The organism is Rhizobium sp. CF142 (assembly GCF_000281145.1).
Classification (GTDB): Bacteria; Pseudomonadota; Alphaproteobacteria; order Rhizobiales; family Rhizobiaceae; genus Rhizobium.
In genome coordinates, this window is the sequence record NZ_AJWE01000103.1 from 69,371 (window position 1) to 91,924 (window position 22,554).

23 protein-coding genes are annotated in these 22,554 nt (G+C 60.2%); 3 read left to right on the plus strand and 20 right to left on the minus strand.

Translation table 11 applies throughout. The features are described from left to right. Positions 1-12: 12 nt before the first annotated feature. Positions 13-957, minus strand: coding sequence for a GNAT family N-acetyltransferase (locus PMI11_RS24005; protein WP_007822343.1), 945 nt, complete (start codon positions 955-957; stop codon positions 13-15). 143 nt (positions 958-1,100) lie between these two features. On the opposite strand from PMI11_RS24005, the gene PMI11_RS24010 reads away from it, so the two are divergent. Continuing rightward, entirely contained in the window at positions 1,101-2,036 is a 936-nt protein-coding gene (locus PMI11_RS24010; RefSeq protein WP_007822345.1) for a tyrosine recombinase XerC, read from the plus strand. Positions 2,037-2,123: 87 nt separating this feature from the next. After that, entirely contained in the window at positions 2,124-3,191 is a 1,068-nt protein-coding gene (locus PMI11_RS24015; protein ID WP_007822347.1) for a TraB/GumN family protein, read from the plus strand. Positions 3,192-3,203: 12 nt separating this feature from the next. Here the strand turns inward: PMI11_RS24015 and PMI11_RS24020 are convergent, their stop codons facing one another. From PMI11_RS24020 to sdhC, 18 genes are all read right to left on the minus strand, one after another. After that, positions 3,204-3,704 (minus strand): cytochrome b, encoded by a 501-nt coding sequence (locus tag PMI11_RS24020; RefSeq protein ID WP_007822349.1) that lies wholly within the window; start codon positions 3,702-3,704, stop codon positions 3,204-3,206. Between the two features lie 102 nt (positions 3,705-3,806). After that, positions 3,807-5,210: a dihydrolipoyl dehydrogenase gene (gene lpdA / locus PMI11_RS24025; RefSeq protein ID WP_007822350.1), complete on the minus strand. Its 1,404-nt coding sequence runs from the start codon at positions 5,208-5,210 to the stop codon at positions 3,807-3,809. Between the two features lie 24 nt (positions 5,211-5,234). Beyond that, positions 5,235-5,987 carry an SDR family oxidoreductase gene (locus tag PMI11_RS24030; protein WP_007822351.1) on the minus strand — a complete coding sequence of 251 codons (753 nt, stop codon included), beginning with the start codon at positions 5,985-5,987 and terminating at the stop codon, positions 5,235-5,237. Next, complete coding sequence (locus PMI11_RS24035; protein ID WP_157179685.1) at positions 5,984-6,466, minus strand: hypothetical protein; 483 nt, start codon at positions 6,464-6,466, stop codon at positions 5,984-5,986. The genes PMI11_RS24030 and PMI11_RS24035 overlap by 4 nt, the downstream gene beginning before the upstream one ends. Positions 6,467-6,509: 43 nt before the next feature. Next, the gene (locus tag PMI11_RS24040; protein ID WP_007822353.1) at positions 6,510-7,250 is read right to left on the minus strand and encodes a DUF4241 domain-containing protein; all 741 of its coding nucleotides are present in this window, start codon (positions 7,248-7,250) and stop codon (positions 6,510-6,512) included. Between the two features lie 15 nt (positions 7,251-7,265). Continuing rightward, on the minus strand, positions 7,266-8,513 hold the full coding sequence (gene odhB, locus PMI11_RS24045) for a 2-oxoglutarate dehydrogenase complex dihydrolipoyllysine-residue succinyltransferase (protein WP_007822354.1): 1,248 nt from the start codon (positions 8,511-8,513) through the stop codon (positions 7,266-7,268). Positions 8,514-8,544: 31 nt separating this feature from the next. Beyond that, positions 8,545-8,862 carry a YciI family protein gene (locus tag PMI11_RS24050; protein ID WP_007822355.1) on the minus strand — a complete coding sequence of 106 codons (318 nt, stop codon included), beginning with the start codon at positions 8,860-8,862 and terminating at the stop codon, positions 8,545-8,547. 18 nt (positions 8,863-8,880) lie between these two features. Continuing rightward, the gene (locus tag PMI11_RS24055) at positions 8,881-11,865 is read right to left on the minus strand and encodes a 2-oxoglutarate dehydrogenase E1 component (protein WP_037072000.1); all 2,985 of its coding nucleotides are present in this window, start codon (positions 11,863-11,865) and stop codon (positions 8,881-8,883) included. A 170-nt stretch (positions 11,866-12,035) separates the two neighbouring features. Continuing rightward, on the minus strand, positions 12,036-12,938 hold the full coding sequence (gene sucD, locus PMI11_RS24060) for a succinate--CoA ligase subunit alpha (RefSeq protein ID WP_007822358.1): 903 nt from the start codon (positions 12,936-12,938) through the stop codon (positions 12,036-12,038). A 13-nt stretch (positions 12,939-12,951) separates the two neighbouring features. Next, complete coding sequence (locus PMI11_RS24065; RefSeq protein WP_007822360.1) at positions 12,952-13,443, minus strand: DUF1579 family protein; 492 nt, start codon at positions 13,441-13,443, stop codon at positions 12,952-12,954. A gap of 8 nt (positions 13,444-13,451) precedes the next feature. Beyond that, positions 13,452-14,645 carry an ADP-forming succinate--CoA ligase subunit beta gene (gene sucC, locus PMI11_RS24070; protein ID WP_007822362.1) on the minus strand — a complete coding sequence of 398 codons (1,194 nt, stop codon included), beginning with the start codon at positions 14,643-14,645 and terminating at the stop codon, positions 13,452-13,454. 35 nt (positions 14,646-14,680) lie between these two features. After that, positions 14,681-15,643, minus strand: coding sequence for a malate dehydrogenase (mdh, locus tag PMI11_RS24075; protein ID WP_007822364.1), 963 nt, complete (start codon positions 15,641-15,643; stop codon positions 14,681-14,683). A gap of 174 nt (positions 15,644-15,817) precedes the next feature. Beyond that, complete coding sequence (zapE, locus tag PMI11_RS24080) at positions 15,818-16,981, minus strand: cell division protein ZapE (protein WP_007822366.1); 1,164 nt, start codon at positions 16,979-16,981, stop codon at positions 15,818-15,820. Positions 16,982-17,029: 48 nt separating this feature from the next. Further along, the gene (locus tag PMI11_RS24085; protein ID WP_007822368.1) at positions 17,030-17,536 is read right to left on the minus strand and encodes a protease inhibitor Inh/omp19 family protein; all 507 of its coding nucleotides are present in this window, start codon (positions 17,534-17,536) and stop codon (positions 17,030-17,032) included. Positions 17,537-17,815: 279 nt separating this feature from the next. Then, entirely contained in the window at positions 17,816-18,595 is a 780-nt protein-coding gene (locus PMI11_RS24090) for a succinate dehydrogenase iron-sulfur subunit (RefSeq protein WP_007822372.1), read from the minus strand. Positions 18,596-18,610: 15 nt separating this feature from the next. After that, the gene (gene sdhA / locus PMI11_RS24095; RefSeq protein WP_007822373.1) at positions 18,611-20,452 is read right to left on the minus strand and encodes a succinate dehydrogenase flavoprotein subunit; all 1,842 of its coding nucleotides are present in this window, start codon (positions 20,450-20,452) and stop codon (positions 18,611-18,613) included. A gap of 7 nt (positions 20,453-20,459) precedes the next feature. Further along, on the minus strand, positions 20,460-20,840 hold the full coding sequence (gene sdhD, locus PMI11_RS24100) for a succinate dehydrogenase, hydrophobic membrane anchor protein (protein ID WP_007822375.1): 381 nt from the start codon (positions 20,838-20,840) through the stop codon (positions 20,460-20,462). An 11-nt stretch (positions 20,841-20,851) separates the two neighbouring features. Then, positions 20,852-21,244: a succinate dehydrogenase, cytochrome b556 subunit gene (sdhC, locus tag PMI11_RS24105; RefSeq protein ID WP_007822377.1), complete on the minus strand. Its 393-nt coding sequence runs from the start codon at positions 21,242-21,244 to the stop codon at positions 20,852-20,854. A 302-nt stretch (positions 21,245-21,546) separates the two neighbouring features. Here sdhC and PMI11_RS24110 point away from each other — a divergent pair, with 302 nt between their 5' ends. After that, on the plus strand, positions 21,547-22,041 hold the full coding sequence (locus tag PMI11_RS24110; RefSeq protein ID WP_007822379.1) for a hypothetical protein: 495 nt from the start codon (positions 21,547-21,549) through the stop codon (positions 22,039-22,041). Here PMI11_RS24110 and PMI11_RS24115 read toward each other — a convergent pair. Continuing rightward, on the minus strand, positions 22,038-22,554 hold a 517-nt coding region (locus PMI11_RS24115), incomplete at its 5' end, for a class I SAM-dependent methyltransferase (RefSeq protein WP_007822382.1). The genes PMI11_RS24110 and PMI11_RS24115 overlap by 4 nt on opposite strands.

Genomic DNA, 22,554 nt, shown 5'->3' on the forward strand with positions numbered 1-22,554 from the left:
CGCAAAGCAACGCTAAAAAGAATGGGCCGCAACGGGCTCCGGCAATAGTTGCCGGGACACAGGCACGAAGCGTGAGTCGCCATCAACAGCCATGTCATAGACCGTGTGCCTTTCCAGCGCCTTCGTCACCTCGTTCAGATCGCCGTCAAGCTCTTCTGCGGGAATGAGATTGCCGATGACGAAATCGAAGCGGTCACCCTTCTTGTTCAGAAGTTCATAGAAGACCGTCATGTCACGCAGTTCGGTCGACCATTTGGCAAACCAGTAGAAAAGCCCGGAATTGCGCGCTGTCATGTGAACAGGGAGGATCGGCAGACCGTATTTACGGGCAAGACCGACCGCCGATGTCTTCCACGGCCGCTCGTTCAATCGCCCATTTGCCCAATAGGCGATACGGCCCGAGGGGAAGAGCACGGTCGCCTTGCCCTCCTTCACCGCATGGTTGGTGAGCTGCAGTGTCTCGCGCGCCTTGAGCTTGCTCTTGAATTCCTCGCGCCATTCGACCGGGATGATCATTTCTGCAAAGCGCGGATTGACGCGCACCGCATCCCGGTTGGCGAAGAACATCATGTCCGGCCGGCGCGTCTTCAGGAGATCGAACACCGCCACGCCATCGGCAATGCCGGTCGGATGATTGCTGACGAGAATGAAGCCGCCGGATGCTGGAATGCGCTCGGCATTGGTGACGTTGATATCGAGCTTCAGCAGGTTGCTCATATATTCGAACGACTGGAAGCCCGGCATGTTGGCAACGTCATTGGCGAATTCGATCGCCTTGTTGTAGCGCAGCAGCGTATAGAGAAACGGCCGCATGAGCGGCCACAGAGGATGGCGGACGATCTTCTGTCCGCGCTCGGCAATCAGCGTATCGACGATATGGCCGGGCTTTCCGTGTGAAACCAGGGCAATCGCTTCCGCGAGCTGTCCAAAGGCCGTCATGGAATCGCGCCGTGCCATGAAAATTCCTGTTTTACGGAAGCTATAAGCTATCTCAATGAATTATGATCGATACATGACAAGGGCTTGGCAAGCATTAGCAATTCCATAACGCCACTGTTTCAGAATTGGCGTCACCGAAAGCAAATTCAAGAGCCAAAACCGTGAATGAACTCCTGATCATCGCCGATCCGCACCTGATGACGGAACGCAGCGCCTGGCTCGAAAACCTCGCCCGGGAGCGCCGCCTTTCCGAACACACGCTCGATGCCTATGAGCGCGACACGCGTCAGTTCCTGACCTTCATGACCGGTCATCTCGGTGGCCCGACGACGCTGCGCGATGTCGAAACGCTGCGCCCGGCAGACTTCCGCGCCTTTCTGGCGGCCCGCCGCAAGGAGGGCTCCGGCGCCCGCTCGGTTGCCCGCAATCTCGCCGGCATTCGCTCCTTTCTGCGTCACCTTGAAAAGAAGGGCCTCGTGAATGCGGCAGGCGCCGGCGCCGTGCGATCCCCGAAGCAACCGAAATCTCTTCCGAAGCCTCTGTCGGACAGGCAGGCCATCACCGTTGTCAGCAACGAAGCCCAGCTCCATGACGAGCCATGGATTGCCGCGCGCGATGCCGCCGTCATGACCCTGCTTTATGGTTGCGGCCTGCGCATTTCCGAAGCGCTCGACCTGACGCCCGCCGATATCAGGACCGGCACCACCACGCTGCGCATCACCGGTAAAGGCAACAAGACGCGCCTCGTGCCGTTGTTGCCCATCGTTTCCGAAGCCGTCGAGAAATACCGAGCGCTCTGCCCCTTTCATCTTGCCGAAGGCGAGCCGCTCTTTCGCGGCGCCCGCAGCGGTAAGCTGCAGCCTGCCATCATCCAGCGCGCCATGCAGAAATTGCGCAGTGCCTTCGGCCTGCCGGAAACGGCAACCCCGCATGCGCTGCGCCACTCCTTCGCCACGCATCTGCTGGCCGGCGGTGGCGATCTGCGCACCATTCAGGAGTTGCTCGGCCATGCCAGCCTTTCCACCACGCAGGTCTATACCGGCGTCGATGCATCAAGGCTTCTGGAGGTGTATGATAGGGCGCATCCGCGCGCGTAAGCCTTCGTTAACGCTGTCTCTTAAAGGAATATGCGCAAGCCCGGCGTAGAGCATGAGGCTTGAAGCACATGTGACCGGATTACCATCATGACGATCTCCATCGGCCACCGCATTTTCCATATCGCTCAGCCGGGCAATATCCTGCTCTGGCTGATCGCCGCCTTTCACATGCTGCTTGCCGCCGCATTGCTCGCTGTCGTCTTTTCCGTCACGCCGGCCGATGCCGCCGAGGACAACTGCACCGGAAAGAACCTGCTCACGGAGCTGCAGCAGAACGAACCGGGCCGGTATGCCGAAGCGGTGAAAGAGGCAGATGCCACACCGAACGGCAAAGGCGTTTTCTGGAAGATCGAAAAACCAGGCCTCAAGACGTCCTGGCTGCTCGGCACCATGCACGTCACCGATCCGCGCGTTTTGAACCTGCCGCCCCGCGCGCAGGAAGCCCATGACGGCGCCGATACGATCGTCATCGAGTCCGACGAAATCCTCGATGAGAAGAAGGCCACTGCGTCACTTCTGATGAGACCGGACCTGATGATGTTCACGGACGGCACGACCATCGAAAAGCTTCTTTCACCTGAGGACTATACCCGCCTCGAAGCCGGGCTGAAGCAGCGCGGCATCCCGCTCTCGGCCGTTTCGCGCATGCGCCCTTGGATGATCGCGAGCGCCGTTGCACTTCCCGCCTGCGAGATCGCCCGCAAGGCCAAGGGAGTGCAGTTCCTCGACCAGAAGATCGCGGCCGCTGAAGGCAAGCAGGTCAAGGGGCTGGAAACTCTCGCCGAACAGCTGCAAGCCATGGCCGAGCTGCCGATCGAATTTCATCTGAAGTCGCTCATCGAAACCTTGGAACTCGGAGCCAAGATGAACGACGTTGTCGAAACCATGACCGACATCTATCTCTCCGGCGATATCGGCATGACCATGCCGATGCTAAAGACCGTATCGCCGGAAGGCAGCGAAGAGGACAGCGATTACGCCGCCTTCGAACAGCGCATCATCCTCGACCGCAACAAGGTGATGGCCGAACGCGCCGCCCCCATCCTCGCCAATGGCAACGTCTTCATGGCCGTCGGTGCCCTGCACCTCCCCGGCAAGGATGGTGTCATCGAACTGCTGCGTCAGCAGGGCTTCACGGTCACGGCGGTCAACTGACCGTCGTCCTTCTCAGCCCAGGGTCATGCGCCGCAATACATCTGTCTTCCAATAGAACTGGTGGACCAGCGCACCAAAGACATGCGCGACAATGACGATCCAGAGGATGAGCTTCAGCACGTCGGCATGCAGCGCGCCCAATGCTTCCACACCCAAATAATAGACCGCAATGCCTGAAGCCGGCAGGGCAAGCAGCAGCAGATAGAGGCTCGCGTGCGCCAGCCGTGCCGCGAGCCGAAAGATCGCAGGTTCGTCTGCGGCTTCAGGCGGTACGCCCTGCACGAAGCGCAGTCCGAGCCTCAGGATCGTCATAAGCAGAATTGCGATACCGACATAGGCGTGGATATTGGCCGAAGCGATCTGTTCCGGCGATGGCGTGCCGCCATGGCGGACAAGCCGATACCAGGCATTCATGCCATCAGGCAGAAGAAGGTTGAAGAGGACCAGGAGCACGGACGCCCAGTGAAGGAAACGCTGGGAGAGGCTGTAGCCGGAAACGACGCGATCATTCATTTTCTTGGCTTTCGTCAAATGGTTAGCGAAACTTGCCCACCAAATAAAAACGCCGCCGGCCCGAAGGCAAGCGGCATTATGAATGATTGCTGATATTTAATCTTACATATGGATCGGCTTGAAGAAGGCGGCGAGCGCTGCCTCCTTCACGGCTTCCGACATGGTCGGATGCGCATGGCAGGTACGGCCGAGGTCTTCTGCCGAACCACCGAATTCCATCAGCACGGCAATCTCGTGGATCATCTCGCCGGCGCCGAAGCCGACGATATGGCCGCCGAGCACCCGGTCGGTTTCCTTGTCGGACAGGATCTTCACGAAACCTTCGGTCGCCAGCATCGCGCGGGCGCGGCCGTTTGCCGTGAACGGGAACTTGCCCACCTTGTAAGCGACACCGGCGGCCTTCAGCTCTTCCTCGGTCTTGCCGACGGAGGCGACCTCCGGCTGCGTGTAGACGACGCTCGGAATGACGTCATAGTTCACATGGCCGTGCTGGCCCGCGAGGATTTCGGCGAGCGCGACGCCCTCGTCTTCGGCCTTGTGCGCCAGCATCGGGCCTGTCACCACGTCGCCGATCGCATAGATACCCTCGACACTGGTCTTGAAGTGGCTGTCGATTTCAACGCGACCGCGATTGTCGAGCTTGACGCCCGCTTCTTCGAGACCAAGGCCCGCCGTGTAGGGAATGCGGCCCGTGGAGATCAGGACGACATCGGCTTCAAGCGTCTGCGCAGCGCCGCCGGCGACCGGCTCGAACGTCACCTTGGCGCCCTTGTCGCCCTTTTCGACGCCGGTCACCTTGGAGCTCAGCTTGATGTCGATGCCCTGCTTGCCGAGCATGCGCTGGAATTGCTTGGAGACATCAGCATCCATGGCGCCGAGGATCTTGTCGAGAAATTCGATAACGGTGACCTTGGCGCCGAGGCGCGACCAGACCGAGCCGAGCTCGAGGCCGATCACACCGCCACCGACGACGATCATGGTTTCCGGCACCTTTTCCAGCGCAATGGCGCCGGTCGAGGATACGATGATCTTCTCATCGATATCGACCTTCACGCCCGGAATGCCGGCGACGTCGGAACCCGTGGCAATGACGATGTTCTTGCCTTCGATTTCCTGAACCGTGCCGTCTTCGGCGGTGACCGAGACCTTGCCGGCGGAGACGATCTTGCCGGTGCCGTGGAAGGCATCGATCTTGTTCTTCTTGAAGAGGAAGGCAACGCCGTCGACGTTCGACTTTACCGTCGCATCCTTGTGCGCCAGCATCTTGTCGAGATTGAGCTTCGGAGCAGCAACCTCGATGCCGAGCTCTTCCATATGATGCGTTGCATGGAACATCTCAGAAGCATGCAGCAGCGCCTTGGAGGGAATGCAGCCGACATTCAGGCAGGTGCCGCCGTAAGTGGCGCGCTTCTCGACGACGGCGACCTTGAGGCCGAGCTGCGCAGCCTTGATTGCCGCGACATAGCCGCCAGGGCCGGTTCCGATAACAATCACATCATAGGACATTGCTTTTTCCCTTTACGTTATTGACTAGCGCCCGCCGCTCACATTGAGGATCGCGCCTGTTATGTAAGATGCCGAAGGCGAAAGCAGATAGACGATCGCATCGGCCACCTCTTCCGCCTGTCCGGTTCGCTTCATCGGGATCGATGAAGCCATTTCTTTCGGCCTGTCCGGCTGCCCGCCGGAGGCATGAATATCCGTTTCGATGATGCCAGGCCGGATCGCATTCACCCTGATACCCTCGGCCGCGACCTCCTTCGAAAGTCCGATCGTGAGGGTATCGATGGCTGCCTTCGATGCGGCATAGTCGACATATTGTGCCGGCCCGCCAATCACCGCCGCCATGGAGGAGATATTGACGATCGCGCCACCCTGTCCGCCATGCCGGGTGGACATGCGCCGCACTGCCTCGCCGGCGCAAAGAATCGAACCCGTTACATTGATCCGCATCATGCGTTCGAGACGCTCGGCCGACATTTCATCGACACGCGCGATGTAATCGACAATACCGGCGTTGTTCACCAGTCCATCCAGTCGCCCGAAATGCCTGTCGACCGCCTCGAACATCGAGACGATATCGGCGGCATTGCCGACATCGCCCTTGATTGCGATCGCATCACCGCCAGCCTTCTTGATCTCGGAGACGACGGCATTTGCCGCCTCTTCATTCGAGGCATAGTTCACCGCAACGCGCCAACCGTGACGCGCGGCAGCCAGGCAGGCCGCAGCACCTATGCCACGGCTGCCACCGGTAACGAGAAGAACGGGACTGTCGGTCATTGTGCGCATCCCTTGAAGTCGAGGACGTCCCAGGGAGCGACGGTCGCCTTGCCGACACCCCAGGCGGAAGACTGGCGGATCGCTGGGCCGAGGCCGGGAAAGACGATCTTTTCAGCCGCCGGGCTGTCCCCGGACTGCAGGTTATCGAGCCCGCCATCGGCACTTGCGCGATAGACGAAGCCCTGCCAGACCGTGCAGGCATCGAGATCGGCACCTGTGACGTCGCCATCCGGGCAGTTGAACAGGACCATGCCCATGGTGCGCTCCGGATCGTCCGAGGACATGACATAGCCATCCATGACGACTGAGGTCTTGAACGCGCTGAGCCTGAACTGATGGCTTGACGACACGGCTTCAGACGTAATCGGCGAAAAGCGCAGTTCGTAGGCACCATCGCGATCGGCGTAGATCGCCTTGCCCTGCTTGCACTCGGCGGCAATGGCCGAAACCGGCGCGTAGGAAAGCGCGGCGATCACCATCGCGACTACACTTTTCTGCTTGGTCAGCATGTGCCCTGCCCGTTCATTTGTGGTTCGGCTCTCTGCGCCCGTCGGCATTCTCGGTGACCTGGAAATCCGTCAGCAGCACCAGCGGACGCCCGTCCTTGTCCAGTCCCCAGAACACCGGATAGAAGCCATCGCCCCAGCCGCTCCAGAACATCGCGACATTGCCCTTCTTGCCGGCGATTGGCCGGTGCAGGTCATAGACCCCCTTGTTGGCATCGAGTTCGGAGGCGACCACGTCATAATAGTTCACGTCGGAATCCGGCTTTGCAGCCTGCACCTGCTGCTCGCGTTCCCCGATTAGATCAAGCGTGTCGGCATCCATGTAGCTGCCGAGACCGGCATCGACGGGATAACCGAAGATCTCGTCATCCTTCAGCGTAGCGACATCCTGGCCCGGAATGGTCGCAAGCTCCCAGTGATCGGGCTTACCCTCGGCAAAGCGCATGCTTGCCGCCGCAACCCGACCGAAAGCCTCATAGAGCCGTACCGGATATTCACCGACAGGAACCGTCTTTGCCAGTGCCGGCCGATCCGGCTGTGCCAGCGGATCGGCGGCAACGATACGGCCCGAGGTCAGTTCGACATTGCCCATGTCGATAGTCTTGACGTGGCGTGCAGAAAGCTCCGCATCATCAAGCGACACGAAGTCGAAATTGCTGCCCGCCTTGTTCACGTCGAAGGCGAGAGCCGAGACCGGCATGAAAGCAACCGTGGCGCAGAATACTGCGCCAGCCGCTCGCATCATCCGATCTCGCATGGCAGATCGCTCCGCTTAGAGGTCCAGAACCAGACGTTCCGGATCTTCCAGGCTTTCCTTGACGCGCACGAGGAAGGTCACGGCTTCCTTGCCGTCGACGATGCGGTGGTCATAGGAGAGCGCCAGATACATCATCGGGCGGATGACAACCTGACCACCGATAGCGACCGGACGCTCCTGAATCTTGTGCATGCCGAGAATGCCCGACTGCGGCGCATTGAGGATCGGCGAGGACATCAGCGAGCCGTAGACACCGCCATTGGTGATGGTGAAGGTGCCGCCCTGCATCTCGGCCATGGAGAGCGAGCCGTCACGGGCTGCCTTGGCGAGACGGCCGAGTTCCTTCTCGATTTCGGCGATCGACATCTGGTCGGCGTCACGGATGACGGGGACGACGAGGCCCTTGTCGGTGCCGACAGCCATACCGACATGGCAGTAGTTCTTGTAGATGATGTCGGTACCATCGATCTCGGCGTTGACTGCCGGCAGTTCCTTCAGGGCATGCGTGACGGCCTTGGTGAAGAAGCCCATGAAGCCGAGCTTCACACCGTGCTTCTTCTCAAAGATATCCTTGTACTTGTTGCGCAGGTCCATGACGGCCTTCATGTCCACCTCGTTGTAGGTGGTCAGCATTGCAGCCGTGTTCTGTGCATCCTTGAGGCGCTTGGCGATCGTCTGGCGCAGGCGCGTCATCTTCACGCGCTCTTCGCGGCCAGCATCTTCTACCGTCGAAGGACCGCGTGGAGCAGCAGGCGCTGCTGGTGCAGCGGCTGGAGCTGCGGCAGCCTTGGCGACAGCGGCGATGACGTCACCCTTCAAAACCTGGCCGCGCTTGCCGCTGCCATCGACCTGATCGGCCGAGAGATTGTTTTCCGCCAGCATCTTTGCCGCAGCCGGAGCCGGCGGCATGGAGGATACGGAGGCGGCCGGAGCAGCAGCGGCAACAGCCGGAGCAACTGGCGTCGGTGCAGGTGCAGCAGGTGCTGCTGCCGGGGCTGCGGCAGCAGGAGCAGCTGCGGCAGCAGCACCTTCGGCGATCTGGCCGAGAAGCGCACCGAGACCAACCGTCTCGCCAGCCTGGGCGACGATTTCCGAAAGCGTACCGGACGCCGGAGCCGGAACTTCGATGGTCACCTTGTCGGTTTCAAGCTCGAGAATAGGCTCGTCGGCCTTCACGGCGTCGCCGACCTTCTTGAACCAGGTGCCGACGGTTGCCTCGCTGACGGATTCACCGAGTGTTGGAACGCGGATTTCTGTGGCCATTGTTCAAATCCTGATTGTGCTTGTTATCGTGTTAGATGGCGGTCCCGGCCTGCGGCCGGAGAATGATTGAGGGCATTGGCGAGACATCGAAACGGAAACCGAAGCCGGACGTGATGATCGGGTCGGCATCAGCAAGCGCCTTGGCTGCCGCCTGATCCTCAACCTCGACGATCGCGACGCCGAAAGCCCCTCCAGCCTCGAAAACGGGACCGACAGCAATCGCCGATCCCGCAAGGGCCTTCTGGTGCCAATATTCGGCATGGCGCTTCATCGCCGCCATTTCCTCCCCGGTCCCGTCATGCGGGAACGTGGAGCGCGGCGGCACAAGTCTCATGAAGAAATATGCCATCGCGCTTCCCTCTTTTTATTAGCCGCCCAGCGCATCCTCGAGGAACGCGGCGAGCTGCGACAGATGCTTGGACATCAGGCCGGTTGCCGGCGAAGCGGCGGCCGGACGGCCCGTGTAGCGAACGCGCTGGTACTTCGCATCGATATGGGCAAGCACCCATTCGAGATACGGGTCGATGAACGACCAGGCACCCATGTTCTTCGGTTCTTCCTGGCACCAGACCATCTCGGCGTTCCGGAAGCGGGACAGCTCGTTGATGAGCGCCTTGGCCGGGAACGGATAGAGCTGTTCGATACGCAGCAGGTAGATGTCGTCGATACCGCGCTTTTCGCGCTCTTCCAGCAGGTCGTAATAGACCTTGCCGGTGCAGATGACGACGCGACGGATCTTGGCATCCTTCTGCAGCTTGATCGGGCCATCCTTGATAACCTCCGCATCGTCCCAAAGGAGACGGTGGAAGGAGGATTCGCCGGCCATTTCGGCAAGCGTCGAGACCGCGCGCTTATGGCGCAGCAGCGACTTCGGCGTCATCAGGATCAGCGGCTTGCGGAAATCGCGCTTCAGCTGGCGGCGCAGGATGTGGAAGTAGTTCGCCGGCGTCGTGACGTTTGCGACCTGCATGTTGTCTTCCGCGCAGAGCTGGAGATAGCGCTCCAGACGGGCGGACGAGTGTTCCGGACCCTGGCCTTCATAGCCATGCGGCAGCAGGCAGACGAGACCCGACATGCGCAACCACTTGCGTTCGCCAGACGAGATGAACTGGTCGAACACGACCTGCGCACCGTTTGCGAAGTCGCCGAACTGGGCTTCCCAGAGCGTCAGCGCATTCGGGCGAGCCAGCGAATACCCGTATTCGAAGCCGAGGACGGCTTCCTCCGAAAGCATCGAGTTGATGACTTCATAGCGAGCCTGCGTCGGCGACAGGTTTGCGAGCGGGATGTAGCGCTCTTCGGTTTCCTGATCATAGAGAACCGAGTGGCGCTGCGAGAAGGTGCCACGTTCGCAATCCTGACCGGACAGACGAATCTTGTGGCCCTCGACGACGAGCGCACCGAAAGCCAGCGCTTCGGCCATCGCCCAGTCGAGGCCTTCGCCGCTCTGGACCATGTTGGCGCGGTTTTCCATGAAGCGCTGAATCGTGCGATGCGCGTTGAATCCAGTCGGAATTTCCGACAGCTTGCGGCCGATATCCTTGAGCGTCTTCATCGGCACGGCAGTCTTGCCGCGGCGCTGTTCGTCAGCATTGTCAGCCGTGCGCAGGCCCGACCACTCGCCATCCAGCCAGTCGGCCTTGTTCGGCTTGTAGTGCTGACCGGCTTCGAACTCCTGCTCGAGATGCGCGCGCCAGTCGGCCTTCATCTTTTCGACTTCGCCGTCGGTGAGCAGGCCTTCGCGAACGAGACGGTCTGCATAGAGCTGCAGGACAGTCTTGTGGCCGCGGATGACCTTGTACATCTTCGGCTGCGTGAAGGACGGCTCATCGCCTTCATTGTGGCCATACCGACGGTAGCAGAACATGTCGAGCACGACAGGCTTGTGGAATTTCATGCGGAATTCCATCGCGATCTTCGCCGCATAGACCACGGCTTCCGGATCGTCGCCATTGACGTGTAGGATCGGTGCTTCGATCATCTTGGCGACGTCGGACGGATAGGGCGACGAGCGCGAAAAGGCCGGGTTCGTGGTGAAGCCGATCTGGTTGTTGATGATGACATGCATCGTGCCGGCAACGCGGTGGCCGCGCAGACCGGACAGGCCGAGAATTTCCGCAATGACGCCCTGACCGGCAAAGGCAGCGTCGCCGTGGATCAGGAGCGGCAGAACCTTGGCGCGTTCGGACAGCGGAATGATGTCGCCGTCCCATACCGTAGCGCTCATGTCCTGCTTGGCGCGGGCCTTGCCCATGACGACAGGGTCGACGATTTCGAGGTGCGACGGATTTGCCGTCAGCGAGACGTGCACCTTGTTGCCGTCGAATTCACGGTCGGAGGAAGCGCCCAGATGGTACTTCACGTCACCCGAACCTTCGACTTCATCAGGCGCGTAGGAGCCGCCCTTGAACTCGTGGAAGATGGCGCGGTGCGGCTTGCCCATGACCTGGGAGAGCACGTTCAGACGGCCGCGATGGGCCATGCCGAACACAGCTTCCTTGAGCCCGAGATGACCGCCGCGCTTCAGAATCTGCTCGAGCGCCGGGATCAGCGATTCACCGCCATCGAGGCCGAAGCGCTTGGTGCCCTTGAACTTGACGTCGAGGAACTGCTCGTAGCCTTCGGCTTCGACGAGCTTGGCGAGGATCGCCTTCTTGCCTTCGGCCGAGAAGGCAACACCCTTGTCCGGACCTTCGATACGTTCCTGGATCCATGCCTTTTCTTCCGGATTGGAGATGTGCATGAATTCGACGCCGAGGGTCGAGCAATAGGTGCGCTCGAGGATCTCGATCATCTCGCGGAGGGTCGCGTATTCGAGGCCGAGCACGTTATCGATGAAGATCTTGCGATCGTAGTCGGCAGCCGTGAAGCCGTAATTTTCGGGCGAAAGCTCGTGATAGTCGTCGACCGGGGCAGCGATGCCGAGCGGATCGAGCTTGGCGTGCAGATGGCCGCGCATGCGATAGGCGCGGATCATCATGATGGCGCGGACGGAATCGCGCGTCGCCTGCAGCACGTCGGCGGCGCCTGCCGACTGGCCGGCGGCTTCAGCCTTCGCCTTGACTTTGGTCTCAATGACCTTTTCGACGATGCCCCAGTCGCCATCCAGCGCCGAGACGAGATCGCCGCTTGCCTGCAGCGGCCAGTTCTTTTTGCGCCAGGAAGCGCCCTTGGCCGCCTTCTTCACATCAGCAGGATCGTCTTCCAGCGCCTTGAAGAAGGACCGCCACTGGTCGTCGACCGAGTTGGGATCGTCTTCATAACGGGCGTAGAGCTGCTCGATATAGGCAGCATTGGCGCCATCCAGAAACGAGGTGATCTGAAATTGCTCGTTGGCTTCTTGCCGTGCCATGGTGTTATGCGGACGCTTCCGCCCGCCTCCTGACTTAGATGAATTTGCCGGCTTCATCGCCGGCTGCCGCATTCCGATTGCCGCCTGTCCGCGGCGCATCCGTATTGAGTAAGTGGAGAGCCGGGCGGAGGCTAGGATGCCGTTCCTCCGCCCGGGGTATATAAGTTGGTTTAGCCCTTGAGGACTTCAACCAGCGTCTTGCCGAGGCGAGCCGGAGACGGCGATACCTTGATGCCTGCCGATTCCATCGCCGCGATCTTCGATTCAGCGTCGCCCTTGCCACCGGAAACCACAGCACCGGCATGGCCCATCGTGCGGCCCTTCGGCGCCGTACGGCCCGCGATGAAGCCGGCCATCGGCTTCTTGCGACCTTTCTTGGCTTCGTCCTTGAGGAACTGAGCTGCGTCTTCTTCAGCGGAGCCGCCGATTTCGCCGATCATGATGATCGAGGTCGTGGCTGCATCTGCGAGGAACATTTCCAGCACGTCGATGAATTCGGTGCCCTTGACCGGGTCGCCGCCGATGCCGACAGCCGTCGTCTGGCCAAGACCTTCGTTGGAGGTCTGGAAGACGGCTTCGTAGGTCAGTGTACCGGAACGCGAAACGATACCGACCGAGCCCTTGCGGAAGATCGAGCCCGGCATGATGCCGATCTTGCATTCTTCCGGCGTCAGGATGCCCGGGCAGTTCGGTCCGAGCAGGCGCGACTTGGAGCGCTCGAGGCGAGCCTTGACGCGAACCATGTCCAAGACCGGGATACCTTCGGTGATGCAGGTGATGAACGGGATCTCGGCGTCGATCGCCTCGATGATCGCATCGGCTGCACCCGCCGGCGGAACATAGATGACGGTCGCGTCGGCGCCGGTCTTTTCCTTGCCTTCGGCAACGGTTGCGAAGATCGGCAGGCTTTCGCCCTTGGAGCCGGTCCAGGTTTCGCCACCCTTCTTCGGGTGAATACCACCGACCATCTGCGTGCCGTAGTAAGCAAGCGCCTGTTCGGTGTGGAATGTACCGGTCTTGCCGGTCAGACCCTGAACAAGGATCTTGGTGTCTTTGTTGACGAGAATAGACATGCGAGGCCTTTGTCTAGGAGAGGTTGGAAGACGTGAGGGACGCGCGACGGTAAATGCCGCTGACGACCTCCTGCCAAGTGTCGCTGCCTGCAGGCGAAAAGCTGACGCCCATCCGGTAGCAGTCTTCATTTTCAAATGTGAACGCGGTGCGCTGCCTGCCGCGCGGCGAAGTCTTGATCAGCACGAGTTCATCGCCATTCCACGCGCCGGAAGCCGGCGTGGGCGGAGCAAAACCGACGCTGTCGAACTGGTAGAGCTTGTAAGCCTGGTCCGAACTATCGAAGCCGAAAACATTGCGGGCTTCGAAGGAAACTTCGCCGTCGCATGTCTGACGGTAGCGCTGTTCGAGGAAAAATCCGCCGAACAGCGCCTCGCCAGAAAGCGAAGCGCTGGCCTTGCCTTCCTTCGTCCACGCCGAAGCCGCGACATGCTCTTCCCCTTCCCAGACACCGGAGAAGGCATCGAGACGGAGATGAGCAGCACTGGGCGTGGACTGGAAAGCCATGACCGTTCTCAACCGTTGATCGCAGCGACGATCTTCTTGGCCGCATCGTCGAGATCGTCAGCCGCCGTGATGGCCAGACCCGACTCGTTCAGGATCTTCTTGCCGAGATCGACGTTCGTGCCTTCAAGGCGAACGACGAGCGGAACCTTGAGACCGACTTCCTTGACCGCGGCAATGACGCCCTCGGCAATGACATCGCACTTCATGATGCCGCCGAAGATGTTGACGAGAATGCCTTCGACCTTGGGGTCTGCGGTGATGATCTTGAAGGCCGCAGCAACCTTCTCCTTGCCGGCGCCGCCGCCGACGTCGCAGAAATTTGCCGGCTCCTTGCCGTAAAGCTTGATGATGTCCATCGTCGCCATGGCAAGGCCTGCGCCATTGACCATGCAACCGATGTTACCGTCGAGCGCCACGTAAGCGAGATCCCACTTGGACGCCTCGATTTCCTTGGCGTCTTCTTCCGTTTCATCGCGCAGCGTCTTGACGTCATCGTGACGGAACAGAGCGTTGCCATCGAAAGACATCTTTGCGTCGAGAACACGGAGGTGGCCGTCCTTCATGACGATCAGCGGATTGACCTCAAGCAGGGCCATGTCCTTCTCGCCGAATGCCTTGTAGAGCGCCGGGAAGAGCGTCTTGGCATCTTCGGCGGCAGCGCCGTCGAGCTGAAGAGCCTTGGTGATTGCGGCAACGTCGGCAGCCGTGACACCAGCTTCCGGATCGATGGCGATCGTGTGGATCTTCTCAGGCGTGTCGTGGGCGACTGCTTCGATATCCATGCCGCCTTCGGTCGAAACGACAAAGGCCACCTTGCCGACCGAACGGTCGACCAGGAGCGAGCAATAGAGCTCGCGAGCAATGTCGGCACCGTCTTCGATGTAGAGGCGATTGACCTGCTTGCCGGCTTCGCCGGTTTGCGCGGTTACCAGCGTATTGCCAAGCATTTCCTTGGCATGCGCAACGACTTCGTCGATCGACTTGGCGAGACGGACACCGCCCTTGGCATCCGGGCCGAGTTCCCTAAACTTCCCCTTGCCGCGGCCGCCTGCATGGATCTGGCTCTTGACGACGTAAAGCGGGCCGGGAAGCGACTTGGCGGCAGCCTCGGCCTCTTCAACCTTGAGGATAGCCACACCCTGCGCGACCGGCGCGCCATAGCCCTTCAGCAGAGCTTTGGCCTGATATTCATGAATGTTCATGGGTTTGTCCCTATTTCGATAACGTCAGCGCAGGGTTACTTGAGAGCGGGCGCGATGTTGATGCAGGCTTCGCAAAGACCGGCGACGGCGCCGACGGACTTGTCGAAGGCTTCCTTCTCGGTCTTGTTGAGGTCGATCTCGATGATGCGCTCGACGCCGCCGGCACCGATGACCGTGGGAACGCCGACATACATGTCCTTGACACCGTACTGACCCGTGAGGTGGGCAGCGCAAGGCAGAACGCGCTTCTTGTCCTTGAGGTAGGATTCGGCCATTTCGATCGCGGAAGCAGCCGGAGCGTAATAGGCCGAACCGGTCTTCAAGAGGCCGACGATTTCGGCGCCGCCGTCACGGGTACGCTGAATGATTTCTTCGAGGCGTTCCTTGGTGACCCAGCCCATGGTGACGAGGTCGGTCAGCGGGATGCCGCCGACGGTCGAATAACGGGCGAGCGGCACCATCGTGTCGCCGTGGCCACCGAGAACGAAGGCCGTGACGTCCTGAACGGAAACGTTGAATTCCTTGGCGAGGAAAAGACGGAAGCGCGAGGAGTCGAGAACGCCGGCCATGCCGACAACCTTGTTGGCCGGCAGGCCGGAGAACTTCTGCAGCGCCCAGACCATGGCGTCGAGCGGGTTGGTGATGCAGATGACGAAAGCGTTCGGGGCATACTTCTTGATGCCGGCGCCGACCTGCTCCATGACCTTCAGGTTGATGCCGAGAAGGTCGTCGCGGCTCATGCCCGGCTTGCGCGGAACGCCGGCGGTGACGATGCAGACGTCAGCGCCTTCGATCGCGGAATAGTCGCTGGCGCCGGTCAGGTTGGCATCGAAGCCTTCAACCGGTGAGGACTGTGCGATGTCGAGGCCCTTGCCCTGGGGAATGCCGTCGGCAATGTCGAAGAGGACGATATCGCCCAGTTCCTTCAGGCCGGCGAGATGCGCCAGCGTGCCACCAATCATGCCAGAACCGATGAGTGCGATCTTGTTACGCGCCATTTCGCTTTTCCTTTGCGATCAAAATCCGTTGGGCGACGCGCGGGCATCGCCCAATGCCGCAATCGCATAGACCCAAAGCCAAAAAATGGCAATCCATTATTTTTGGTGCAGCAATTTCAATCGTTTAGATATTAAAATTCTTACGTAAACGTAAGATCAATTGTCACCAAAGTGTTACTCGGCAGCCCGCCGTTCGTGATGCGCCGCAAGATATTCGGCGCTTCTCATCTCAAAAAGACGAGATGCCGTACGATCGAATTCAAAACCTTCGGTGCCGCGTCTTTCGACGAGCAGATCTTCGGGCATGGCGGCGGCGGAAGCATAAAGGCGGGTGCCATGATCGTAGAGCGTATCGATCAGAATGATGAAGCGCTTGATCTGGTTCCGCTTTTCAGGGCCGAGCAAGGGAATGTGATCGAGGAAGATCGTGTCGAAGCGTTCGGCGATGACCAGGAAATCGGCAGCACCCAGCGGCTTTTCGCAGAGATCGGAGAAGGAGAAGCGTGCCATGCGGTGGACAGCAAGCGGCACATGGATTGCCCGCCCCTTCATGGCAATGTCCGTCGGCTGCGCCTTGCGACCATGCAGCGCCTGCGTCCAGGACGCTTCCATCGCCATGTCAGTGCGCTCATCGATCGGGACGAGATAGACCGGCTGGCTGTTCAGTTTCTCCATCCGGTAGTCGGTCGGCGAATCGAGCGAGACGATCTCGACATGTTTTTTGAGGAGACCGACGAAAGGCAGGAAAAGCCCGCGATTGAGGCCTTCCTTGTACAGATTGTCGGGCTCGACATTCGAGGTCGCCACCAGCACGCAGCCGCGTGCGAAAAGCTCGGAAAACAGCCGCGACAGGATCATCGCATCGGCGATATCGGTCACCGTGAATTCGTCGAAGCAGAGCAGTTCCGCTTCCTCGAAAAGGGCAGCGGCGACCGGCGGCATCGGATCGGCCTGCTTCGTCTCGCCGTTCTTCAGCTTCAGCCGATGGGCGGCGATGCGATTGTGCACATCAGCCATGAACTCATGGAAATGCGCGCGCCGCTTTTTCCGGCAGGGCGCCATTTGGAAGAACATGTCCATGAGCATCGTCTTGCCGCGCCCCACGCTGCCGTGGATATAGAGGCCCCTAATACCGGCCTCGGTCTTCTTTTTGGAAGCAAACAGCCAGCCGAGCGCGCTGCTCTTAGCGGCAGGCTGCTTCCGCTTGAGAGCGGCAAGCACCCGGTCGAGGCACTTGGCCACATCCATCTGGGCAGAATCAACCTGCAACGTCCCCGATGCGGTCAGCGATTTGAGCTGCTCGGTGACGCTGAGCGAATAGTCTGGCATTGGCTGCATGAGGGCTTGTCCGCCTATGCGTAACCGGCGGAACCCCGCCGGATTGTCTTACCGGCTGAGGGTGATCGGCTGCCCGGTCGAGGTCTGGCCATTGAAGCTGTTGTCGGCAACCTTGTAGACGGAACCGATCTGGTTGCCGCTGCGGTCCTTGAGCAGAACCTGCTTGCCGGAAACTTCCCATGAGCCCATAGCCGTCAGCTCGCCAACACAACCGCGCGTACCGCCGCGCGATCCGCTGCCGAGATTGGTGAGCGTCAGGAACATGTCGCAGGTACCGTTGACACGCCAGCTGCCGACCATCGATTCCTTGGTGACATCAAGCGAAGTCGCTGGTGCAGCGCCACCCGGCTGGACACCCGCCGTCGGCGCCGTCGAAGTCGGCGCGGCAGGAAATTGTCCGGTCGGAGGAGGCAGCTGGCCGCCCTGTACGGAAGGCACCGGCTGCGCAGTCAGCGGCGGAGGTGCGCTGTTACCGCTGTAATCATATGAGGTGCGCTGGCATCCCGCCAAGGCCAGAGCGGCCGTTAGACCCGTCACCACATATCGCAACTGCATCATCAAGCTCCCGAATGTCCGTCTCAACCGCAGAGATATTTCAATTCTAGGTTCGAATTACCGTATTTCACTTTGGTTAATCAAGTCAGCACAATGCAAATCGGCCTTCGTGACACCTATAGCAAGGCCGGCACAATTCAACCGACCCGCTCGCCGGACTTCTTGCTGATAAAATATGTCAGCAAGGTGTTGTGCCCGGCCATCTCCTTCTTGATCAAGTTCGATCCGTTCGGGGGAGTCGAGATAACGCTCAATTGAATCCGATGGAGGCGTCGATGCTCACACGCGACGCTCGACCATCATCTTCTTGATTTCGGCGATTGCCTTGGCCGGGTTCAGACCCTTCGGGCAGGTCTGCGCGCAGTTCATGATCGTGTGGCAACGATAAAGGCGGAACGGATCCTCGAGATTGTCGAGGCGCTCGCCTGTCGCTTCGTCACGGCTATCGATCAGCCAGCGATAGGCCTGTAGCAGGACGGCTGGGCCGAGATAGCGGTCACCGTTCCACCAGTAGCTCGGACAGGAGGTCGAGCAGCAGGCACACAGGATGCACTCATAGAGACCGTCGAGCTTCTGGCGGTCCTCATGGCTCTGCTTCCATTCCTTGGCCGGCGTCGGCGAAACCGTCTTCAGCCAGGGCTCGATGGAACGGTGTTGGGCGTAGAAATTGCTGAGATCCGGAACCAGATCCTTGACCACGGGCATATGCGGCAGCGGGTAGATCTTCACCGTGCCCTTGATGTCGTCCATGCCCTTGGTACAGGCAAGCGTGTTCGTGCCGTCGATATTCATCGCGCACGAACCGCAGATGCCTTCACGACAGGAACGGCGCAGCGTCAGCGTCGGATCGATCTTGTTCTTGATGTAGAGAAGCGCATCGAGAACCATCGGCCCGCAATCGTCGACATCGACGTAGAAGGTGTCGATCGACGGGTTCTGGCCGTCGTCCGGGCTCCAGCGATAGACGCGGAACTCGCGGGTGTTCTTAGCACCCGCCGGCTTCGGCCACACCTTGCCTTCGCGCATCTGGGAATTCTTGGGAAGAGCGAGTTCAACCATGTCAGGTTCCTCTGATCAGTATACGCGGGCCTTCGGCTCGATCTTGTGGGGATCGATGCCGTCTGCGATGAGGTCGGTGTGGACAGGCCGGTAGTCGAGCTTCACATCACCAGCCTCGTTCACCCAGGCCAGCGTGTGCTTGCGCCAGTTGACGTCGTCGCGGCCGGCGAACGGACCTGACGTATAGTCTTCGCGGGCATGCGAACCGCGGCTTTCCTTGCGGGCCTCGGCGCCGTAGATCGTCGTGATGGCGTTGGCCATCAGGTTCTGCAGCTCCAGCGTTTCGACAAGGTCGGAGTTCCAGATCATCGAGCGGTCGGTGACCTTGAGATCCTTGAGTTCGCCCCAGATTTCCGAAAGGCGGCGGCAACCGGATTCCAGCGATTCCTGCGTACGGAACACCGCCGCATCCTCCTGCATAGCGCGCTGCATCTTTTCGCGCAGCACGGCCGTCGGCGTGCCGCCGCTGGCGTGGCGCAGACCGTCGAAACGATCCATGATCCTGTCGCAGGCGGCGATGTTCAGCGCCGGCACCGGCGACGCACGGTCGATGACTTCGCCGGCGCGGATCGCGGCCGCACGGCCGAAGACCACGAGGTCGATCAGCGAATTGGAGCCGAGACGGTTTGCACCGTGCACCGAGGCACAGCCGGCTTCACCGACAGCCATCAGGCCGGGGATGATGCGCTCCGGATTGGAGCTGTCGGCGTTGAGCACCTCACCCCAATAGTTGGTCGGGATGCCGCCCATGTTGTAGTGAACGGTCGGCAGAACCGGGATCGGTTCGCGGGTCACATCGACGCCAGCAAAAATCTTGGCGCTCTCGGAAATGCCCGGCAGGCGTTCGTGCAGCACGGCCGGATCGAGATGGTCGAGATGCAAGAAGATGTGGTCCTTGTTCTTGCCGACGCCACGGCCTTCACGGATTTCCAGCGTCATGCAGCGCGAAACGACATCGCGCGAGGCCAGATCCTTGGCGGACGGCGCATAGCGCTCCATGAAACGCTCGCCTTCGGAATTGACGAGATAGCCGCCTTCGCCGCGCGCGCCTTCGGTGATCAGACAGCCGGAGCCGTAGATGCCGGTCGGGTGGAACTGCACGAATTCCATGTCCTGCAGCGGCAGGCCGGCACGGGCCACCATACCGCCACCGTCGCCGGTGCAGGTATGGGCCGAGGTTGCCGAGAAATAGGCGCGGCCGTAACCGCCGGTCGCAAGCACCACCATCTTGGCCGCGAAGCGATGGATCGTGCCGTCGTCAAGACACCAAGCGATCACGCCGGTGCAACGGCTGCCATCATCAGACATGATGAGGTCGAGCGCAAAATACTCGACGAAGAATTCGGCGTTGTTGCGCAGCGACTGGCCGTAGAGCGTGTGCAGGATGGCGTGGCCGGTACGGTCGGCAACGGCGCAGGTGCGCTGCACCGGCGGGCCTTCACCGAAATTCTGCATGTGGCCGCCGAACGGACGCTGGTAGATCTTGCCTTCCTCGTTGCGCGAGAAGGGCACACCGTAGTGTTCCAGCTCATAGACCGCCTTCGGCGCTTCCATGGTGAGATACTGCATAGCATCGACGTCGCCGAGCCAGTCGGAACCCTTGACAGTGTCATAGAGGTGCCATTGCCAGCTATCAGGCGTCATGTTCTGCAGCGAGGCGGCGATGCCGCCCTGGGCGGCAACCGTGTGCGAACGGGTCGGGAATACCTTGGTGATGCAGGCGGTGCGGAAGCCCTGTTCGGCCATGCCGAGCGTGGCGCGCAGGCCGGCGCCGCCGGCGCCGACGACGATTACGTCATAGGAATGGTCGACATAGGTGTAGGCCTTCCCATTCTGAGCGGGTGAAGACGTTGCCATGATACGGTTATCCTACGAATGCAATTTTCAGAATGGCGAAGAGACAGAGGCCGGCGATCAGAACCGCGAAGAAGGTGTTCAGCATCAGGAGCAGCAGCTTGCCGAGCTCGCCGTGAACATAGTCTTCGATGATGACCTGCATGCCGAGCTTCATGTGGATGGTGCCGGAAATGACCATCAGGCCCATAATGACGGCAACGAACGGGTTCGACAGCGCATGAACCACGTCGGCGTAAGGCGCACCGGCATAGACGATCATGAAGATGGCGAAAAAGATGATGAGAGGCACGTTGGCGACGGCCGTCAGGCGCTGGCGCCAGAAGTGATCGGTGCCTTCCTTGGCGGAGCCGAGGCCGCGAACCTTGCCCAGAGGAGTGCGCATATCCATGAGTGCGACCTTCAGAAGCGAATGATGAAGCCGATCACCCAGACCAGCACGGTCAGACAGAGCGATCCGATGATATTGGCGATGGCGAGCTTGGTCGAGAATTCCTTCTCGAAGCCATGTCCGAGGTCCCACATGAAGTGGCGGAAGCCGCCGAGCAGGTGGTGGATCAACGCCCAGGTGTAACCGAGCAGGACAAGCTTGCCGACAATGCTCCCAAGCACCCAGTTGGCCCAGTCATAATAGGCCTGGCCGGTGGCGGCCGCGATCAGCCACCAGGCAATCAGCAGCGTGCCGAAGTACAGAGCGCCACCGGTTATACGGTGAACGATGGACATGACCATGGTGGGAATTGGCTTGTAAATTTGTAGATGCGGCGACAGGGGCCGGTTTGTCACATTCGCCATCAGAACCTCGCGGCGTCTTCTCTTTGCCCTTGATGTCAGGGGCATTCTCAGTCAACCACACGAATGACAAAATTCTGTGTGCGTTGCATCAATCTCGACGTTTAATCACCGAAACCCCTGACGACAAGCATAATTGCTGCCTGCTTTTAATTTAATCGATTCGCGTTACCGGGAAGTTTGCACGGCCACGAAACTCGTCTTTTTCGCTCAATTTTCAAGCTGACCGCACGGCTGCGTGGACAAGATCAGCCTTTTGGCGCAATCTGGCGTTAACGATTTGTTAGCGTTTCGGAGTTTGGTCCATGTTTCACAGTCTGTCCAAGACTGCCCTTGCTCTTATCGCGATGCTGGCAGCACTGCCAGCCGCAGCTGGAGAACGCCGCTTCGATCATCGCTTTCCCCGCCATAACGGTTTTAATGACGGCGTCTTCCTCGGCAGGCGCACTCACTGGGATAGTGGCCTGCACTTCACACGCGACAACGTCATCCGCTATCGCCCGCGCACCCCTTTTCTGAAGCAGTTCAACTATCCTGGGACAAGCCGCTATGGCCGCAGCAACATCTTCGTCATTGCGTCCCAGCCCCAGAGCTATGATCAGAACTACGGGAGCAACGGCCTCTACGCCGGGTCGTCCTATGCCTATCAGACGGATGGCGGAACCTATATCGGAGGCGACGGGTACTATCGCCTGGCCACGCCGGAACGTAACCTTGCCCCGAAGGCCAAGGTCATCGATGTCGGCATCGCCGATGATCCCTGCTCTTATGAGGCCAATGTCTGCGTCATCCGGCCCTAAGGCCTGAACCGCCAGACCGTCGTCTTCTTGACCTCACTGTCTTCAAGCGCCCGCGTGACGGGCACTTCATAGACGGCGCAGAATTCCAGCCGGTCCTTTGGCAAATAGGCGCGCCCGGGATCGCCGACCAGCACGTCCTTGCCCTCGGCAGCGAGTGTCTCGAACCACGGAACCAGCGCTTCGGCGAAAGCCTTATCGTAGAAGACATCGCCGGCGAGCACGACATCCACATCAACGTCTCGCCCGATGAGATCGGTCCTATCGAAGTCCAGCGGGACCAAATTGGCCGCCGCATTCAGCCGCACCGCCGTCTGCGACCACGGATCGATATCCGCAGCTATCACTTTGGCAGCGCCAGCCTTGCGTGCTGCAATTCCGACCAGTCCGGAACCGCTTGCAAAATCGAGCACCCGCTTTCTTGCGACCGTCTCGGGATGATCGAGAACATAGCGCGCCAGCCCCTGCCCGCCCGCCCAGGCAAAGGCCCAGAACGGCGGCGGCAGGCCGATCGCC

Coding starts and splice junctions, on each gene's coding strand:
- PMI11_RS24005 (WP_007822343.1), bottom strand. CDS start 957: ATGGCACGGCGCGATTCCATGACGGCCTTTGGACAGCTCGCGGAAGCG.
- PMI11_RS24015 (WP_007822347.1), top strand. CDS start 2,124: ATGACGATCTCCATCGGCCACCGCATTTTCCATATCGCTCAGCCGGGC.
- PMI11_RS24020 (WP_007822349.1), bottom strand. CDS start 3,704: ATGAATGATCGCGTCGTTTCCGGCTACAGCCTCTCCCAGCGTTTCCTT.
- lpdA (WP_007822350.1), bottom strand. CDS start 5,210: ATGTCCTATGATGTGATTGTTATCGGAACCGGCCCTGGCGGCTATGTC.
- PMI11_RS24030 (WP_007822351.1), bottom strand. CDS start 5,987: ATGACCGACAGTCCCGTTCTTCTCGTTACCGGTGGCAGCCGTGGCATA.
- PMI11_RS24035 (WP_157179685.1), bottom strand. CDS start 6,466: ATGGTGATCGCCGCGCTTTCCTACGCGCCGGTTTCGGCCATTGCCGCC.
- PMI11_RS24040 (WP_007822353.1), bottom strand. CDS start 7,250: ATGCGAGATCGGATGATGCGAGCGGCTGGCGCAGTATTCTGCGCCACG.
- odhB (WP_007822354.1), bottom strand. CDS start 8,513: ATGGCCACAGAAATCCGCGTTCCAACACTCGGTGAATCCGTCAGCGAG.
- PMI11_RS24050 (WP_007822355.1), bottom strand. CDS start 8,862: ATGGCATATTTCTTCATGAGACTTGTGCCGCCGCGCTCCACGTTCCCG.
- PMI11_RS24055 (WP_037072000.1), bottom strand. CDS start 11,865: ATGGCACGGCAAGAAGCCAACGAGCAATTTCAGATCACCTCGTTTCTG.
- sucD (WP_007822358.1), bottom strand. CDS start 12,938: ATGTCTATTCTCGTCAACAAAGACACCAAGATCCTTGTTCAGGGTCTG.
- PMI11_RS24065 (WP_007822360.1), bottom strand. CDS start 13,443: ATGGCTTTCCAGTCCACGCCCAGTGCTGCTCATCTCCGTCTCGATGCC.
- sucC (WP_007822362.1), bottom strand. CDS start 14,645: ATGAACATTCATGAATATCAGGCCAAAGCTCTGCTGAAGGGCTATGGC.
- mdh (WP_007822364.1), bottom strand. CDS start 15,643: ATGGCGCGTAACAAGATCGCACTCATCGGTTCTGGCATGATTGGTGGC.
- zapE (WP_007822366.1), bottom strand. CDS start 16,981: ATGCAGCCAATGCCAGACTATTCGCTCAGCGTCACCGAGCAGCTCAAA.
- PMI11_RS24085 (WP_007822368.1), bottom strand. CDS start 17,536: ATGCAGTTGCGATATGTGGTGACGGGTCTAACGGCCGCTCTGGCCTTG.
- PMI11_RS24090 (WP_007822372.1), bottom strand. CDS start 18,595: ATGGTTGAACTCGCTCTTCCCAAGAATTCCCAGATGCGCGAAGGCAAG.
- sdhA (WP_007822373.1), bottom strand. CDS start 20,452: ATGGCAACGTCTTCACCCGCTCAGAATGGGAAGGCCTACACCTATGTC.
- sdhD (WP_007822375.1), bottom strand. CDS start 20,840: ATGGATATGCGCACTCCTCTGGGCAAGGTTCGCGGCCTCGGCTCCGCC.
- sdhC (WP_007822377.1), bottom strand. CDS start 21,244: ATGGCGAATGTGACAAACCGGCCCCTGTCGCCGCATCTACAAATTTAC.
- PMI11_RS24110 (WP_007822379.1), top strand. CDS start 21,547: ATGTTTCACAGTCTGTCCAAGACTGCCCTTGCTCTTATCGCGATGCTG.